Annotated in this window: 14 protein-coding genes and 1 other annotated feature; all 14 genes read right to left on the bottom strand. The window is 38.8% G+C overall.

Features of this window, described 5'->3' with window-relative positions; translation table 11 throughout:
- Positions 1-32 precede the first annotated feature (32 nt).
- Positions 33-1,340, bottom strand: coding sequence for a solute carrier family 23 protein (locus tag BJ095_RS06685; RefSeq protein WP_107933887.1), 1,308 nt, complete (start codon positions 1,338-1,340; stop codon positions 33-35).
- Between the two features lie 22 nt (positions 1,341-1,362).
- Positions 1,363-1,908, bottom strand: coding sequence for a bifunctional pyr operon transcriptional regulator/uracil phosphoribosyltransferase PyrR (gene pyrR / locus BJ095_RS06680; protein WP_107933885.1), 546 nt, complete (start codon positions 1,906-1,908; stop codon positions 1,363-1,365).
- A gap of 2,797 nt (positions 1,909-4,705) precedes the next feature.
- Complete coding sequence (locus BJ095_RS06675; protein ID WP_107933883.1) at positions 4,706-5,614, bottom strand: RluA family pseudouridine synthase; 909 nt, start codon at positions 5,612-5,614, stop codon at positions 4,706-4,708.
- Positions 5,614-6,090: a signal peptidase II gene (gene lspA, locus BJ095_RS06670; protein WP_107933881.1), complete on the bottom strand. Its 477-nt coding sequence runs from the start codon at positions 6,088-6,090 to the stop codon at positions 5,614-5,616. The genes BJ095_RS06675 and lspA overlap by 1 nt, the downstream gene beginning before the upstream one ends.
- A gap of 291 nt (positions 6,091-6,381) precedes the next feature.
- Complete coding sequence (gene ileS, locus BJ095_RS06665) at positions 6,382-9,141, bottom strand: isoleucine--tRNA ligase (protein ID WP_107933879.1); 2,760 nt, start codon at positions 9,139-9,141, stop codon at positions 6,382-6,384.
- 198 nt (positions 9,142-9,339) lie between these two features.
- Positions 9,340-9,592: a binding site (T-box leader), on the bottom strand.
- A 67-nt stretch (positions 9,593-9,659) separates the two neighbouring features.
- Positions 9,660-10,211: a DivIVA domain-containing protein gene (locus BJ095_RS06660; protein ID WP_107933877.1), complete on the bottom strand. Its 552-nt coding sequence runs from the start codon at positions 10,209-10,211 to the stop codon at positions 9,660-9,662.
- A 95-nt stretch (positions 10,212-10,306) separates the two neighbouring features.
- A complete protein-coding gene (locus tag BJ095_RS06655; protein ID WP_107933875.1) occupies positions 10,307-11,092 on the bottom strand; it encodes a YlmH family RNA-binding protein in 786 nt (261 codons plus the stop codon).
- A 190-nt stretch (positions 11,093-11,282) separates the two neighbouring features.
- On the bottom strand, positions 11,283-11,561 hold the full coding sequence (locus BJ095_RS06650; RefSeq protein WP_107933873.1) for a YggT family protein: 279 nt from the start codon (positions 11,559-11,561) through the stop codon (positions 11,283-11,285).
- A gap of 131 nt (positions 11,562-11,692) precedes the next feature.
- Positions 11,693-12,172, bottom strand: a complete 480-nt coding sequence (locus tag BJ095_RS06645) for a cell division protein SepF (RefSeq protein WP_107933871.1) — start codon at positions 12,170-12,172, stop codon at positions 11,693-11,695.
- Between the two features lie 16 nt (positions 12,173-12,188).
- Positions 12,189-12,857: a YggS family pyridoxal phosphate-dependent enzyme gene (locus BJ095_RS06640; RefSeq protein WP_107933869.1), complete on the bottom strand. Its 669-nt coding sequence runs from the start codon at positions 12,855-12,857 to the stop codon at positions 12,189-12,191.
- A gap of 78 nt (positions 12,858-12,935) precedes the next feature.
- On the bottom strand, positions 12,936-13,172 hold the full coding sequence (locus tag BJ095_RS06635; protein ID WP_107933867.1) for a PRC-barrel domain-containing protein: 237 nt from the start codon (positions 13,170-13,172) through the stop codon (positions 12,936-12,938).
- 163 nt (positions 13,173-13,335) lie between these two features.
- Positions 13,336-14,118 carry an RNA polymerase sporulation sigma factor SigG gene (sigG, locus tag BJ095_RS06630; protein ID WP_107933865.1) on the bottom strand — a complete coding sequence of 261 codons (783 nt, stop codon included), beginning with the start codon at positions 14,116-14,118 and terminating at the stop codon, positions 13,336-13,338.
- A 336-nt stretch (positions 14,119-14,454) separates the two neighbouring features.
- Positions 14,455-15,162, bottom strand: a complete 708-nt coding sequence (sigE, locus tag BJ095_RS06620; protein WP_107933861.1) for an RNA polymerase sporulation sigma factor SigE — start codon at positions 15,160-15,162, stop codon at positions 14,455-14,457.
- Between the two features lie 279 nt (positions 15,163-15,441).
- The gene (locus BJ095_RS06615; protein ID WP_181417981.1) at positions 15,442-16,266 is read right to left on the bottom strand and encodes a sigma-E processing peptidase SpoIIGA; all 825 of its coding nucleotides are present in this window, start codon (positions 16,264-16,266) and stop codon (positions 15,442-15,444) included.
- Between the last annotated feature and the right edge of the window lie 1,606 nt (positions 16,267-17,872).

The raw sequence follows: 17,872 nt of genomic DNA, 5'->3' as shown, positions 1-17,872 counted from the left end.
GCCTCTCTGGACAATTCATTAAAAGGTTTTCTTTATTCTTCTAATTCATTTTCTTGCTTTGGTCTTCCTGGTAAGACTAAATTCATGAGTACTCCGATGATTGCTGCTAGTGCCATGCCGGAAATTTCGATTTCAAACGGATAAGTTATCGAGATTTTTGCTCCCCCAATACCTACTACTAAAATAACAGAGGCAATTACCATGTTACGGTTGTTTCCGAAGTCTGTTTTGTTTTCTACAAACATACGTAAACCACTTGATGCGATGATTCCGAATAGTAGAATTGAAATTCCTCCAAGCACTGCTGTTGGAATTGTACTAATTACTGCCATTGCTTTACCAAAGAATGATATAACGATTGCAAGTACTGCTGCACCACCTATTACGTAGATTGAGTAAACTCTAGTAATTGCTAGAACCCCAATATTTTCACCGTACGTTGTTTTTGGTGGTCCACCGATAAAGGCACTTACAAATGTCCCAAGCCCATCTCCCAGTAAAGAACGATGAAGCCCTGGATCTTTTATGTAATTTCGATTTACAACCTTACCTAATACCAATTGGTGACCGATATGTTCTGAGATAGTCACAATTACAATCGGAACCATGGCTAGGAGAATTGTTGATGTGATTTTAAATTCATAATCGACACCTGGCAGTAAAAAATCTGGAAGTGCGAACCAAGCTGCTGCTTTAACCTGTGCAAAGTTTACGAGACCAATGATACATGAATAGATATATCCAACAATTAGACCGAGCAATATTGGCATCGCGCTTAATATGTTTTTGAAGTATACATTGAAGATAATTGCTGCAAACAAAGTGACAAGTGCTGCCGAGAAATGTAATCCACTATATTGTTTAACGTTTTCTACTGTAATGTTCATCGCCATATCGACTGCAGTTCCCGATAAACCTAATCCGATAACGATAATTACCGGTGCTACTACAATCGGCGGCAATAAACGCATTAACCATTTATAGCCGGTATTCCAAATGATCAAGGCAACGATTGCATATACAATCCCTACTGCCATCGCACCAATCATCGCATTTCCTGGATTAACTGCAACCCCAGCCTCATTTAATCCTGCAACCATAATGATTGGCGAGATAAATGCAAAGGATGAGCCTAAATAAGCTGGTACTTTAAATTGTGTTATAAACAAGAATATGATAGTTGCTATCCCACTTGATAGAAGTGCGATTGATGGGCTTAAGCCTACTAAGGTTGGTACTAAAATTGTTGCTCCAAACATTGCAAACATATGCTGAAAACTTAGTGTAACAAGTTGTCCTGCTGTAGGTTTGTCATTGATGTCTAACACCGCTTTTGACATATTCATTTCCCTCTTTTGTCAGTTAATCTTCTTTATGAAGTGTTACGTTATCTTCTTTATCTACTTCTGTTAATCGAACAACGATTCTCTCGACACCTGATGTTGGAATGTTTTTTCCTACATAATCAGCACGGATTGGCAATTCACGATGCCCCCTGTCTACAAGGACAGCCAGCTGGATATGAGAAGGTCGACCTAAGTCCATTACTGCATCTAAAGCGGCTCTCACTGTACGACCAGTGTACAGAACGTCATCTACAAGAATAATTTTTTGATTCGCCACTACATAATCAATATCAACCTGTTTTACGAGTGCTTCACCGTTTTCGGTTTTAGTAGTAAGATCATCTCGATAAAGCGTGATATCTAATTCCCCTGTACGAATTGGTTTTCCTTCGATCATCTCGATTTTGTCTGCCAGTCTTCTAGCTAGAAATGCACCGCGTGTTTTAATGCCTACTAAAATACATTCGTCGATTCCTTTGTTCTTCTCGATGATTTCATGAGCAATTCTTGTTAAAGCGCGATTCATTGAAGGGCCATCTAATAATTCTGTAATTTGTCCCATCATTTTTCCTCCTTCCTAATTTCGATTTACAAATAGCTTGTTTCAGTCAAAAGAGGGTTGTAGTTTTTCACAAAATAAAAACCTCTTAAAGCATTTGGCTTTAAGAGGTTGGATATACGTGTTGAAATAACATGTTCGGACAATTTTCGCACTATATTCGTATAGTGATGCAATCTTTTCCCTACTATTTTGAGTCAACAGTCTAAACTATTCCTCATTCGAAAAAAGCGCATAATCATTCCATAACATTTCTACAAGTACCTTCTCAGCCTCTCTGGACTGCCATTAAAGGTGATTCTATTTGATTTTACTTTTTCGTGTTCCCATCTCTGTAGGCTTCACTGTTGTTAGTATAGTATTGTAAATGTCATTCGTCAACCTTATTTTGAAAATTATTTGAAAATATTAAGAGGGGAGTAGATTCAGATTGTTGTGGGGGTTGGGGGGAGTTGGTGGTATCATTCGAAGTGAGATTCTCGCTGGATTGTAGTAATGCTGGGGGGGTGCTACTTTTCGGCGTATGATTCTTGCTGAATGTTGCAATACTGGAGGTTTTGCTACCTTTTGGAGTATGATTCTTGCTGGATCGTTTTAATGCTGGGGGGGTGCTACCTTTTGGAGTATGATTCTTGCTGGATCGTCTTAATGCGGGGGACTTTGCTACCTTTTGGAGTAAGATTCTTGCTCGATTGTCGCATTCACTAACTTTTTGCTACCTTTGGGAGTAAGTCTATTGCTGGATTGTCTTAATGCTGAGGGTTTTGCTACCTTTCGAAGTAAGAATCTCACTGAATCGTCGCATTCACTAACTTTTTGCTACCTTTTGAAGTATGTCTATTGCTGGATTGTCTTAATGCTGAGGACTTTGCTACCTTTCGAAGTAAGAATCTCACTGGATCGTCACATTCACTAACTTTTTGCTACCTTTGGGAGTAAGTCTATTGCTGGATTGTCTTAATGCTGAGGGTTTTGCTACCTTTTGGAGTAAGATTCTTGCTCGATTGTTGCAATCACTAACGTTTTGCTACCTTTTGAAGTATGTCTATTGCTGGATTGTCTTAATGCTGAGGACTTTGCTACCTTTCGGAGTAAGAATCTCACTGGATCGTCACATTCACTAACTTTTTGCTACCTTTTGAAGTATGTCTTTTGCTGGATTGTCTTAATGCTGAGGACTTTGCTACCTTTTGGAGTAAGATTCTTGCTCGATTGTCGCATTCACTAACTTTTTGCTACCTTGCGGAAAGAGATTCTTGCTAAAACGTCGTAAAAATAAAAACTATTTCTACCAACCGAATACATTCCATCCCCAATCTCCTCGCCTAATGCGTCTCATCTCCATTATGAAATGCATTCCAGCCCTAACGCCTATTCCCAACACGTTTCATCTCACATATGAATCGCATTCCAACTCTAACTCCTCTTACCAACACGTTTCATCTCCACTTTGAAACGCATTCCAACTCCGCTTTCTATTCCCAACACGTTTCATCTCCACTATGAATCGCATTCCAACTCCAACTTCTCCTCCCAACACGTTTCATCTCACATATGATACGCATTCCAGCCCTAACTCCTCACCCCCAACACATTTCATCTTCACTATGAATCGCATTCCACCTCCAACTTCTCCTCCCGACGCGTTTCACTCCATTATGAAACGCATTCCACCCCTACCTTCTCCTCCCAACACGTTTTATCTCCATTATGAAACTCATTCCAACTCCAACTCCTCCTCCCAACACGTTTCATCTCACATATGATACACATTCCAGCCCTAACTCCTCTTACCAACACGTTTCATCTCCACTATGAATCGCATTCCAACTCCAACTTCTCCTCCTAACACGTTTCATCTCCACTATGAATCGCATTCCACCTCCGCTTTCTCTTCCTAACACGTTTCATCTCACATATGAAACGCATTCCAGCACCAACTCCCTTTCCCAAAACGTTTCATCTCCACTATTAAACTCATTCCACCTCCAACTTCTCCTCCCGACGCGTTTCACTCCATTATGAAACGCATTCCACCCCTACCTTCTCCTCCTAACACGTTTCATCTCCAGTATGAAACGCATTCCAACTCCAATTTCTCCTCCCAACACGTTTCATCTCACATATGATACGCATTCCAGCCCTAACTCCCTTTCCCAACACGTTTCATCTCCACTATGAAACTCATTCCAACTCCGCATTCTCCTCTCAACACTTTTCATCTTCACTATGAATCGCATTCCAACTCCAACTTCTCATCTCAACACGTTTCATCTCCACTATGAATCGCATTCCAACTCCAACTTCTCCTCCCAACACGTTTCATCTTACATATGATACGCATTCCAGCCTCTAACTCCTCTTACCAACACGCTTCATCTCCACTATGAAACGCATTCCAACTCCGCTTTCTCTTCCTAACACGTTTCATCTCCACTATGAAACTCATTCCAGCACCAACTCCCTTTCCCAACACGTTTCATCTCCACTATGAAACTCATTCCAACTCCGCATTCTCCTCTCAACACTTTTCATCTTCACTATATAACGCATTCTGCACCAAGCTCCCTCGCCTAACGCATCTCATATCAACATATGAATCGCATTCCAACTCCAACTTCTCCTCCCAACGCGTTTCACTCCATTATGAAACTCATTCCATCCCTAACTCATCTTTCCAACACGTTTCACCCCACATCTGAAACTCATCCATCCCCTATATCTATCAAATCCACTCCCCACCTCCCCACAACAAAAAAACCCGCAGAGTCAACTTAGCGTTGTCTCTACGGGTTTTTGATTATGCTTTTCGTAGTTCTTCTAATAATGCCACATAGTCATCTGGTAGTGGTACTTCAAACTCCATGTATTCTTCAGATGTTGGATGGACGAATCCTAAGACGCCTGCGTGTAACACTTGTCCACCAAAGTCGATTGTCTTTTTTGGACCGTATTTTGGGTCTCCTACTAGGGGGTAGCCAATATAATTCATGTGGACGCGGATTTGGTGAGTGCGCCCAGTTTCTAGACGGCATTCCACAAGTGTGAAATCACCAAGTCGTTCCATTACACTAAAATGAGTGACAGCATGCTTCCCATTATCAACAACGGCTTGTTTTTGGCGATCTTTTGGATCACGTCCAATAGGTGCGTCTACTGTACCTTTATCATGTGCAATATGTCCATGCACTAGAGCTGTATATTTACGCGTTACAGTTTTATTTACAAGCTGATCTACAAGCGAATGGTGAGCTTGGTCATTTTTAGCAACCATCAATAATCCGGATGTATCTTTGTCGATTCGGTGTACGATACCTGGTCGTAAAATGCCGTTAATGCCGGATAAATCCTTGCAATGATGCATTAAACCATTTACTAATGTACCTGTTAAGTGGCCAGGCGCCGGGTGGACCACCATGCCTTTAGGTTTATTTACAACAAGTACATCCTTGTCTTCGTAAATAATTTCTAAATCTAAATTCTCTGGAATTACTTCTAGAACCTCTGGGTCTGGCACGTCCACTTCAATGACATCGCCTTCTTTTACTTTGTATTTCGGCTTAATATCTTCGCCATTTACTTTCACGATTCCCTCTGTAATCCAAGTGGAAATTTGTGATCTTGACCATTCTTCTTGAATTGTTGAAAGCGCTTTGTCAATACGCTCTCCTGCGTTTTCTTGTTCGATTGTAATTGTGACTAGTGTCATCATTTCACCTTTTTCTTTTCATTCCGTTCTTCTCTAAGCATTACTATGATTAGCATGATAACTGAAATTGTTAAAGCTGCATCAGCAATATTAAAAATTGGGAAGTCATAATTAATAATTGGGATTAGTACATCTGCAAAATCGACTACTTCTCCTCTGAAAATTCGATCGATAAAATTACCTAAAGCCCCGCCAAGTAAAACCATTAAGCTGATTCCAAAAGCGGGCTTTCCTTTTGCTTCTTTATGGAAGTAATAAATAATACCTGCAATAACGATTAAGGTTACAATGGTAAAGATCCACATTTGCCCTTGTAGCATTCCCCAGGCAGCACCACGATTACGATGGGAAAGTAGCCCAAACCATGGATCCCAGATTGTGATACGGTCACCAAGCTCCATATTTTTAACAACTAACCATTTTGTCCACTGATCTAATATTAAAACGATTGCAGCGATACCATAGTATTTATACACAGTATTCCCCCATTAGCCATTATCTTTACCTTTTTTCACATTCAAATTAACCATGGCAAAGATTAAATTTAATATATACTGTTATCCTAACACTTAAACGATGTCAGTAGGTACTAAACATCATTATTTTGTGTCACTATAAAACAACCGCCCCCGAAAACGAGAGCGGTTATTTATCTGCGCGTCGTAATAGTTTATAGGATATCCGTCAGTTTTGGCTTTTTTTCGCCAATTAATGTCCGAGTATCCGCTACTTTAACTAATATAGCCGACAACTAAGAAAAATGAATTTTAAACGTAATGCTTTTCTACTACATCCGCACAGCGGCTACATAAAGTAGGATGTGCTTCGTTTTGACCTACAGTTTCTGAGTAAGACCAGCAACGCTCACATTTTTCTCCGCCTGCTTTTTCAACTACAATAGAAGTTTTATCTAGAACTAGAGCATTTTCAGGTGCATTTTCTTTACCTGCTACTACTTCCAGCTGAGAAATGATGCAGCTTTGAGCAAAGTTAACCGCTGTATCATTTAAAAGTGCTGTAACCTCTTCATTTGCAAAGATTGTTAATTTAGCCTCTAATGATTTACCGATTGTTTTTGCATTACGAGCTTCTTCTAGTGCTTTAAGTACTTCGTCACGTACAGCAATTACTTTTTCCCATTTCGCGCGTAGCTCAGGGAAGTTGCTATGCTCATCAACCTCTGGGAAGTCTGTTAATTGAACAGAGGCTTCTTCTTCGTTTAAGTACGACCATAGCTCATCTGTTGTATGCGGCAGAATCGGTGTTAACACTTTTAGCAATGTTTGAAGCGTATCAAACATTACTGTTTGCATTGCACGACGATCATGGTTCTCTTTACCTTCGATATATACCACATCTTTTGCTACATCTAAATAGAACGCTGATAATTCAACTGCAACAAAGTTATTAATAGTGTGGTAAACAGATGCAAATTCATAACGATCATAAGCAGCACGTACAGCCTTTAAAACATCCTGTAAACGCATGTACATGTATTGATCCATTTCGCGTAAATCTTCGTAAGCTACGCGGTCTTCTTTAGGATTGAAGTCAGAGACATTCCCGTGTAAGAAGCGAAGTGTGTTACGGATTTTGCGGTATACTTCAGAAATTTGCTTTAGCATATCCATCGAAATACGTACATCAGCAGTATAATCCACTGAAGCTACCCATAAACGAAGGATATCTGCACCATATTGATTCATTACTTTTTCAGGAATGATAACATTTCCTAAGGATTTACTCATTTTACGACCATCGCCATCTAATACGAAACCATGCGTTAATAGACCTTTGTATGGTGCATAGCCATTAATGGCAACTGATGTGATTAATGACGAGTTGAACCATCCACGGTGTTGGTCAGAGCCTTCCAGGTAAAGATCAGCTGGATATTTCATGCCGCGCTCAACAAGTACACCTTGGTGTGATGAACCTGAGTCGAACCATACGTCCATGATGTCATTTTCTTTAGAGAACTTTCCGTTTGGACTTCCAGGGTGTGTAAAGCCTTCTGGAAGTAAGTCTTTCGCTTCCCATTGGAACCAAATGTTTGAACCGTGCTCACGGAACAGCTTTGATACATGAGCAATTGTTTCAGGTGTAATAATTTCTTCACCATTTTCAGTATAGAATACTGGAATTGGAACACCCCATGCACGCTGACGAGAAATACACCAGTCACCACGATCACGAAGCATATTATATAGTCGTGTTTCTCCCCACGCCGGCGTGAAAGTAGTGCTTTCAACCGCATTTAATAGCTCATCACGGAATGCTTCTACAGAACAGAACCATTGTGGTGTAGCACGGTAAATAACCGGCTTTTTCGTACGCCAGTCATGTGGATATGAGTGAGAGAAGAAGGATAGCTTTTCTAAAGCACCAGCCTCTTTTAACTTTTCAGTAACCACTTTATTGGCATCGTTATAAAACAAACCTTCAAAACCAGGTGCTTCATTTGTATAGCAGCCTTGGTCATTGATTGGGCTTAGTACTTCTAAACCATAGCGTTTACCAACCTGGAAGTCGTCTTCACCATGACCTGGAGCCGTGTGAACACATCCTGTACCAGCATCAGTAGTAACGTGATCCCCAACCATGATTAAAGAATCTCGGTCATATAATGGGTGTTTAGCAACTACGTATTCAAGCTCTTGCCCTTTTACTTCTTGAACAACCTCTGCATTTTCCCACTCTAGTGTTTGTGAAACTGTTTCTAATAAATCCTTTGCAATGATAAATTTGTTATCATTTACAGCCACTACTACGTAAGTAATTTCAGGGTTTAAGGAAATCCCTAAGTTTGCAGGAATAGTCCATGGTGTCGTTGTCCAGATAATGAATTTTGCATCCCCAGGAACAACTCCCTTTGCATCCTTAATGCCGAAGCTTACATAAATTGAAGGTGATTTAATATCTTGATACTCGATTTCTGCTTCTGCAAGAGCTGACTCTGAAGAAGGAGACCAATAAACTGGCTTTAAACCTTTATAGATATAGCCTTTTTCAGCCATTTTACCGAATACTTCGATTTGACGTGATTCAAATTCCGGCTTTAATGTGATGTAAGGATTTTCCCAATCACCACGAACACCTAAACGTCTGAATTGTGATTTTTGGTTTTCAACCTGCTCATAGGCATATTTTTCACATAGCTCACGGAACTCGGCTACTGTCATTTCTTTACGTTTTACACCTTTGTTTGTAAGAGCCTGCTCGATTGGTAAACCGTGTGTATCCCAGCCTGGTACATATGGAACATGGTAGCCAGTCATTGAACGATGACGGTTGATCATATCTTTAATAACCTTGTTTAATGCATGCCCGATGTGGATATCTCCGTTAGCATATGGAGGACCATCGTGTAGAACGAAATGCGGACGGTCTTTTGTACGCTCTAGCACCTTTGCGTTGATGTCCATTTCATTCCATTTTTCTTGCATTTTTGGTTCATTTGCCGGTAAGTTTCCACGCATTGGGAAATCTGTCTTTGGCATTAATAACGTATCTTTGTACTCGACCATTTTAAGTCCTCCTAAAGTTTCAACTTCTTAATTCTTAAAATAACTAGCGTTGTTTAAATCAATAAATAAAGTGGATATTGTGATCTATTGCAGGGCTTACATAGTAGGCAACATGTTGTAGATTAGAAGCCTTTTTTTGAATCCAATATAAATGACTCAGAACTTTTTTAAAAATAAAAAAAGCCTCTCATCCCTGGTAAAAGGGACGAGAAGCTATAACTCGTGGTACCACCCTAATTTGCAATCTAACACTAAGATTAGATTACCTCTTAGACACTTTAACGCTAGTGTTAACGAAATCACTTACTTACAGCACTATTTTGCGCGCTCTTTTTCAGGGATTTTGCTCGGGAGTGATTTTCTTTTATTGAAGGTATTGTTCGAGCTTTCACCATCCTCGAATCGCTTGTGTCCACATTCAAAAAAATACTGTCTCCGTCAACGCATATTTTAAGTTATTTTTTAATCTCGTTTATCAGTATATGAAACCAAATAATTTTCGTCAAGTAAATCGGATATTATAGAAGCTTGTTTAACTCTTCACTTGTAAGCTCGATTTCATCTGTTTCTTTTCTCGCATGCTTTTGGATTTCAGTAAGACCCACATCATATTCCATTAAATGATCCCAGTCATCTGTACTTAACAAGTCTAATTGAGCTTCGACTAGCATTTTGAATCGATTGCGGAATACTTTCGATTGTTTTTTCAACTCATCAATTTCAATTGCAATTTTACGAGCTTTGCCCAATGCTTCATTGACAATACGATCAGCATTCTTTTCAGCCTCTTTAATAATTAGCTTAGACTCCTGCTGAGAATTACGACGAACCTCTTCTGCTGCTTCTTGAGCTACAACGATAGATTTTTGTAATGTTTCTTCTAGTGTATTATAATGACCCATTTGTACAGTCATTGTTTTAATCTTCTCTTCTAACTCTTTTTTCTCACGAAGGATAATTTCATAATCTTTAATAATTTGATCTAGAAATTCGTTCACTTCGTCTTCTGCATAGCCGCGGAAGCCTCTAGTAAATTCTTTATTATGTATATCAAGAGGTGATAATGGCATGGTCAACACTCCTTCTCATTTGAAATAACTAATCCTATTATACAACTCGTGTCGTCACTTGACATCAAATTTTCGTAAATTTTCACCAGAAACTACTATTTTTGCTCTAATCGTCCTACTTGAAGTCGTATCTTATCCTTTTTTGTTCTACCCTCAGTCATCATGACCTTGATTCTTCCATGACCTCTGGCTGAAATGACATCGCCTTCTTGAACCTCAAAGGAAGTATCCTCTCTAACGGTCCAATTTACTTTTACTTTTCCAGCCTTGATGAGACTTTGAGACTTTTGTCTAGATATATTCACTACCGTTGCGAGTATCACATCTAGCCTCATAGATGCTACGGTATAGGTATTGTCAAACCATTCTTCCGTTACGGTGATTAATTGATCCGTAGTTTTTACATATTCTAGCTTCACTTTCGATTTTCCAATGGAGGTTAAATTAGCTAGAATATAGTCTTGTACTTCCCCTACCGCTGCAAATTGGATAGTGTTTTCTTCGATTCTTATATCCCCAAATTTACTGCGTTCAATGCCTAGTGATAATAGAGCCCCTAGAACATCCGGATGCTTTAACTGCACAAATTTAGAAGGGTAGTTAATAGAGAAAAAGGTAATTTGGAAGTCATCTAAGGATGGTTCAAAGTAACTTGGGCAGATAAATAGTCTTTGCCGCTCTGCTTCTTGAAACCCTCCAAAGGTTTTCACTTGCAAATCATTAGCCTGACCGATGATGGACGAAACAATGAAGCGCTCTCGAGGGTCAAGGAAATCTGTTAGCTTTGGAGCAAAACGGTCCTCTACTTCCCGTTGCCAGCCAATGACCTTTTCTATAAACGTCTGTTCATCTTTTCTAAAATGCTGGATTAAATGCTCCATCTGAAAAAAGCCCCTCTTTATAAATATTATTATTCCTAAATTTTTAAGTTTTATAGTAAAAAGCTAGAGTTTTTTTCTCATAAAGTTCTTACTTAAACGGTTTCTACTTAAATATGTGGAGTAAACTCCTTTTAGCTAAAATGCTTTTCAACTTATATAAAAAACCCCCACTCATTCGTAGGGGCTTGTCCTATGCAATCAGGTTAAAGATATTATAAATAACAATTTTTACGCCGTTCTCGATAAAGCTTAATAATAAGATACCGATGATTGGAGAAAAATCGATCATACCGATTGGTGGGATGAACTTTCTAAAGAAGCCTAAATAAGGCTCACATGCTTTTGCTAATAAACGTCCGAATCCAGATTCTTTAGCTGCCGGAACCCAGGACATTAAAATGTAAATAATTAGCATAAACGAATAAATCGAGAATGCAATTGAGATTACGTTTATAATTGATAGTAACATATTAATTGATAACCCTCTCTAAATTAAATTCCCCTTAATTGCTAGGAGTAAAACCTTACCCAAGCTAGTTGATTGCTCTTTTATGTACTTCAATACCAGAGGGAAACTCCATTCCTTGGAAGGGAATGAAGCTAGTATTCCTCAGAAAAATAATTAGAGATTTCACCAGATACCTCTACATTTTCTGGTGTGCATAAGAAGATATCCGTACCGATTCTTTGAATATCTCCACCTAAAGCATACACTGTTCCACTCAAGAAATCGATAATTCGTATCCCGGATTCACGATCAATTCTTTGTAAATTGACAATAATAGCACGTTTATTTTTTAAATGCTCGGCAATATCCTGCGCTTCTGCGTATACACGTGGTTCGATAATGACTACTTTCGAATTTTTCAGCGAGTTTGCAGCTTGCAGGCTTACAACATTACGTGGTGGCTGCGCTGTAGCTGCTTCTACCTCCACTACTTTTCTTTCCTTTTTCGTGCGAGATTTTACTACCGGTTGCTCTTTTGGAAGATTCACTGGGCTTTGAGCTTGCACTTGTGCTGCTGCTTCCTCTTCTTCCTCTAAGTAAAAGAAATTTTTGATTTTGTTTTTCATGCTCATCTAATATCCCTCTTTTCTATCCAACAAGAGCTGTTCCAATTCTTACAAAGGTTGCACCCTCTTCAACTGCAATTTCGTAGTCATTTGACATACCCATTGAAAGCTCTTGACATGGTGCAAACGGTAAGTTGAGCTTAACAACTTCCTGTTGTAGATTTTTTAATTCACGAAACACGTTTCGAATTATTTCTTCATCTTCTGTATTTGGAGCCATTGTCATTAAGCCGACGATGCGAATATGTTCAAATTCCGCTAGACTTTCGATAAAAGGTATTACCTCATCTCTGTTAAGTCCGTGCTTTGACTCTTCTCCTGATACATTTGCTTGCACAAAGCAATTAATCGTTTTTTGTGCTCTTTTATCAATTTCTTCAGCTAAACTAAAACGGTCTAAAGAATGGAGATAGTCAATTTCATTGATTACTTGTTTTACTTTTCTTGACTGTAACGAGCCAATATAATGCCATTTGGCTTGATTATTAATTTCGCTTTTTTTAGCCAATAATCCTTCTGGTCGGTTTTCACCAAGATGAATTAGCCCTGCTTCTATCGCTTCAAAAGCTCTTTCGGTAGTGACCTGTTTTGTTACAGCAATTACGGTTACGTCCTGCTTTTTTTCAGAACGATTTTTTGCCTGTTTTATTTTTTCATTTATGAATTGTAAGTTTTCTGTAATCTTTGCCAATTTAAACCCAACTTTACATCATTAGTTTCTTTTATTGTATCAATCTACATGCTACTTTTCAATGCATTGCTACTTCTATCAGACAAGTTCTCTAACTAAAATAACATCTTTTCCTACTACGAGCACATCGCTAATCATTACTTTTCTTACTTGCTCGTCACTTTGCATAAAGGACATAAATTTTTTTGGCTCTGAAACTAGAAAAGCTACTATGTTCCCTGACTTTTCATCCACCTCGGCGTCCACAATATACCCAATAAAACGACCACTGCCAGCTTCAATAATTTCCTTTTGCTGCACATCAGAAAAACGCAAATCCGATCTCCCTTCTTGTACATTTTCACATATACCACTCTTTAATAACACTTATGCTTGGTGAGGCAAAATATTTACTTATACAAAGGATTTTCTGGATTTATTGTGTCAAGGCTTTATTACCAAATAAAAACGCACTTAAAAGATAAGTGCGCCGCATGTTTTATCCTAATTTATAGTCTTTTTGCATTGTCTCAATTGCATTTTTTTCTAATCGAGAAATTTGCGCCTGAGATATGCCAAGTGATTTTGCAATTTCCGTTTGTGTTTCGCCGTAATAGAATCGTTTTGATAGTATCATTTGCTGTCTTTCATCTAGCTTTTGCATACTTTCTTTTACACTTACATATGCAACCCACTGTTCCTCTGATACATCATCATCTCTTAACTGATCCATAATATAAACGGCATCACCGCCATCTGAGTAAATTGGCTCTTGCAGTGATAAAGGATCCTGAATTGCATCCAGTGCATACAATACATCTTCCTTTTTCATCTCGATTGCTTCTGCCAATTGTTCAATTGTCGGCTCATGTAGATTTTCTGAAATAAACGCTTCCTTTGCCTGCATTGTTTTGTAAGCAATATCTCTTAAGGATCTGGAAACGCGTAATGCATGATGATCACGCAAATGTCTTCTAATTTCACCGATGATCATTGGTACAGCATATGTTGAAAATCGAACATTATGCTTAAGGTCAAAATGATCAATAGCTTTTAATAAACCGATACAACCTACTTGGAATAGGTCATCTGCTTGTTCGCCTCGATAGGAGAACCTACCGACAATACTTAACACAAGCCTTAAATTACAAATTACCAGTTCATCTCTTACCCATTCTTCTCCAGCTTGTAAGCGAACGAACAGCTCTCTCATCTCTTCATGTTTTAGCACTGGCAAAGAAGCAGTATCTACACCACAAAGTTCTACCTTAGTACGAACCATCTTCTTTTCCTCCGAACTGTCATTTTTTTCCCCGCATTCTCCTGCTGTTATGACCAAAGGAATATACAGTCAAGAAATGCATGAATTTCTATGTGCACAGAAATAGGAGCATAAATGAATGCAGCTATGTCTATGAAGCACATGAGATGCACTTCAACCTTCATAAGGAATTTTTATGAAAGTTTCACATATATCTCTGAACTGTTTTTTAAGTTTGTCCGGAATAAAAAAGAATATGCACAAAATTTTCGTCCAATTTCATCCAATCGGATTCGTACTAAAGCTCTTAATATTCAATTGTATTTGTTTAAAATAAAACCTTTCTTATTATATAAATTAAGAAATTGGTTGATTTAAATGTTCACGTAAATCTAAAATTATTTTCTTTTCTAAACGTGAAATATAGGATTGTGAAATGCCTAAATGGTCGGCCACCTCTTTTTGTGTCATTTCTTGCTTCCCGTTTAAACCAAATCGACATTCCATAATGTATCGTTCACGTTCACTTAAGCCATTAATCGCCTGGAACATATGCTGACGTTCAATCTTCTTTTCCACATCATTCATAATAATTTGTTCTTCTGTACCAAGAATGTCTGAAAGGAGTAATTCATTTCCATCTGGATCGGAATTTAAAGGCTCGTCTAACGAAACCTCCCCCTTCATACGGCTTGTCTTTCTCAAATGCATCAAGATTTCGTTTTCAATACATCTGGAAGCGTAAGTTGCTAATTTAATATTCTTTTCTGTATTAAAGGTCTCAATGGCTTTGATTAAACCAATGGAACCGATGCTGATTAGATCTTCAATAGGTGTACCTGTGTTATCAAAACGTCTTGCAATATATACAACAAGACGAAGGTTTCTCTCAATTAGTGTATCTCTTGCTCTTAAATCACCATTCATAAAGGCTTCAATAACTGTCGTCTCTTCTTCTCTAGTTAATGGTACTGGCAATGAATCGTGCCCTCCTATATAGTACGTTCCCTTTAGTCGAAACTTACTCCAAATTTTTCTAAATAAGTCAATAATTTTATTAAACAATCATTTTCCCCCTTTATGCGTAAGTTTGATTAAGTGACCCTCCAATAGCTAAAACCTGTCTAGCTTTTGTTAGGTGAGCTGATTTGGCGCTTGTGGACTTACCTCTCCTACACTTCTTCACTTTACTCATCATCTAGGAAGGAGATTTTAGTACCCTTAAATGCGGGTTGAATACACCTAGCACCTTGTCCAAATTTTGGTTCTAGTAGCTTCGTTCAGCATTTACAAATCGTTTTGTAAATGAATCGAAGCAGCTCACTGCTACCATAAGTTAGTAGCTTAAAGTGCCAAAACATGAAGAATCATTTGTGCGTCTTGTGGATACCTCGCATCCTGCTTTGTGAAAACAACATACTGTTCGAAAATTTCTTTCGTAGTTGTCCCACTTAGTTTTAGTTTGTCAAAACGGAAGGCAAGAACTGTTGAACGTTCCTGTTGAACTGTCGACAGCGTTAAGACCCTTACCTTTGGATAGACATACGTAGGAAACATCTTAAGCTGATAAGGATTCTTTTCATCCCATTCTAGTAACGCTTTATGGAAGTCCTCTGGTAGCTCCTTTGAGACTGCCGAATACGAAAGAAAATGTACCGGCTTTCCACTCATAGGCTCCGAGCACTCATTCCCCGTGTCAATAAATCCTTTTAAACTATATGTGTTTTTAAATAATTCGAGGTCACAATCTACGACAAATGAATGTTGAATCTTTGATTGCATCATTTCTCTCCACTTTGAATGAATCGCTGTTAAACCGAGAAAGGCGACTGCTGTACATAATATAAAAAAGGTGACATCGGATTGATTTAATAAAAAGGGCAGTAAGCTTGTTAAAACGCCACCTAGAAAAAACGTTGTAATAAAAAGTACAGTGCCTTGCTTTAACAACGACTGGAGTCTAAAGGAAAAGGCCATTCCAATTAGTACGATAAAACTCAGTAAGGCTCCAAGTAATGTCTGGTAGAAAATGCTGGCAATCAGTCCACTACAAAACGCACTAAGTAGCAACCTACTCCTTTTCACATACAATCCCGTTATTTCTTGCGTGAATTTTAATAAAAAATAGTTAAATAACGTATTGTATAGTACGAGTAATTCTCCAATCATTTCAGCGTCCTCCTGTAAATAGAGTACCATCCTGCCTCTTCAGAAATTGTCAAACCATCGTACAAAACTCGAATTTCTTTTTGACAATAACCCTTAAAAAACTGAGTAATTTCGACACGATATGTAGAAATATTCGACTTGGGGAAAATTGTGTATGCAGAAGTAAAAATTAAAAGATTAATAAAATTGATATTGAAAGTTGTGTAAGTATAGTTGATTTAAAATTGTATTTTTGCGATGAATAATCTTAGTGAACAAGTAGGCTTGAGCCAATGTGAAGTGTCTTTACAGCTATCTTGTTGGAAAATGGATAGGCATGCTGATAATAGCTGCCCTTATAATAGGTTCTGGATATAGTGTGGAGTTTAAGTGGTAGGATGCGGCTTTAGGAAAAGAGTAGCTACTGGATAAACTACATTCTTGAGGAGGAGAATAGCTTCTATTTATGTCGAATTTTATCTTACTGTAGCATGTATATTTTTTGGAATTTGATAGATTAATTGGGGATGGGATTTCAATTGAGGCTTGCGGATAGAGGTTGTGAATTGCGTTTTTCGTGAAGCTCTTGTCGTTAATATGATCGATGCTGGTTATGAAGTGCTTGTTAAGTGATTTTTCTAGTTCTAACGCGTTTTATCTGCGTTATGAAACGTATTCTAATCCCATCTACATCGTCTAATGAGTTTCATTCCCGTTATGAAACGCATTCTAATCCAATCTCCACCGCCTAACGCGTTTCATCACCTACATGAAACGCATCCCACTCCTATCTCCACTCCCTAACGCGTTTCATCTCCTACATGAAACGCATCCCACTCCAAATTCCACTCCCTAACGCGTTTCATCTCCCACATCAAACGCATTCCATTACCAGCTCCACTCCCTAACACGTTTCATAGCCTACATGAAACGCATTCCACTACAAATTCCACTCCCTAATGCGTTTCATCTCCCACATCAAACGCATTCCATTCCTATCTCCGTCCCCTAACGCGTTTCATCACCTACATGAAACGCATCCCACTCCTATCTCCACTCCCTAACGCGTTTCATCACCTACATGAAACGCATTCCACTCCAAATTCCACTCCCTAACACGTTTCATCTCCCATATCAAACGCATTCCATTACCAGCTCCACTCCCTAACGCGTTTCATCACCTACATGAAACGCATCCCACTCCAAATTCCACTCCCTAACGCGTTTCATCACCTACATGAAACGCATCCCACTACAAATTCCACTCCCTAACACGTTTTATCTCCCACATCAAACGCATTCCACTCCTTTCTCCGTCCCCTAACACGTTTCATCGCCTACATGAAACGCATTCCACTCCTTTCTCCGTCCCCTAACGCGTTTCATCTCCCACATCAAACGCATTCCATTACCATCTCCACTCCCTAACACGTTTCATCAACCACATGAAACGCATCCCACTACAAATTCCACTCCCTAATGCGTTTCATCTCCCACATCAAACGCATTCCATTCCTATCTCCGTCCCCTAACGCGTTTCATCACCTACATGAAACGCATCCCACTCCTATCTCCACTCCCTAACGCGTTTCATCACCTACATGAAACGCATTCCACTCCTATCTCC

Source organism: Ureibacillus chungkukjangi, from assembly GCF_003217295.1.
GTDB classification, from domain to species: domain Bacteria; phylum Bacillota; class Bacilli; order Bacillales_A; family Planococcaceae; genus Ureibacillus; species Ureibacillus chungkukjangi.
Note: the sequence above shows the minus strand (reverse complement) of the source record. Positions and strands in the feature narration are given on the sequence as shown.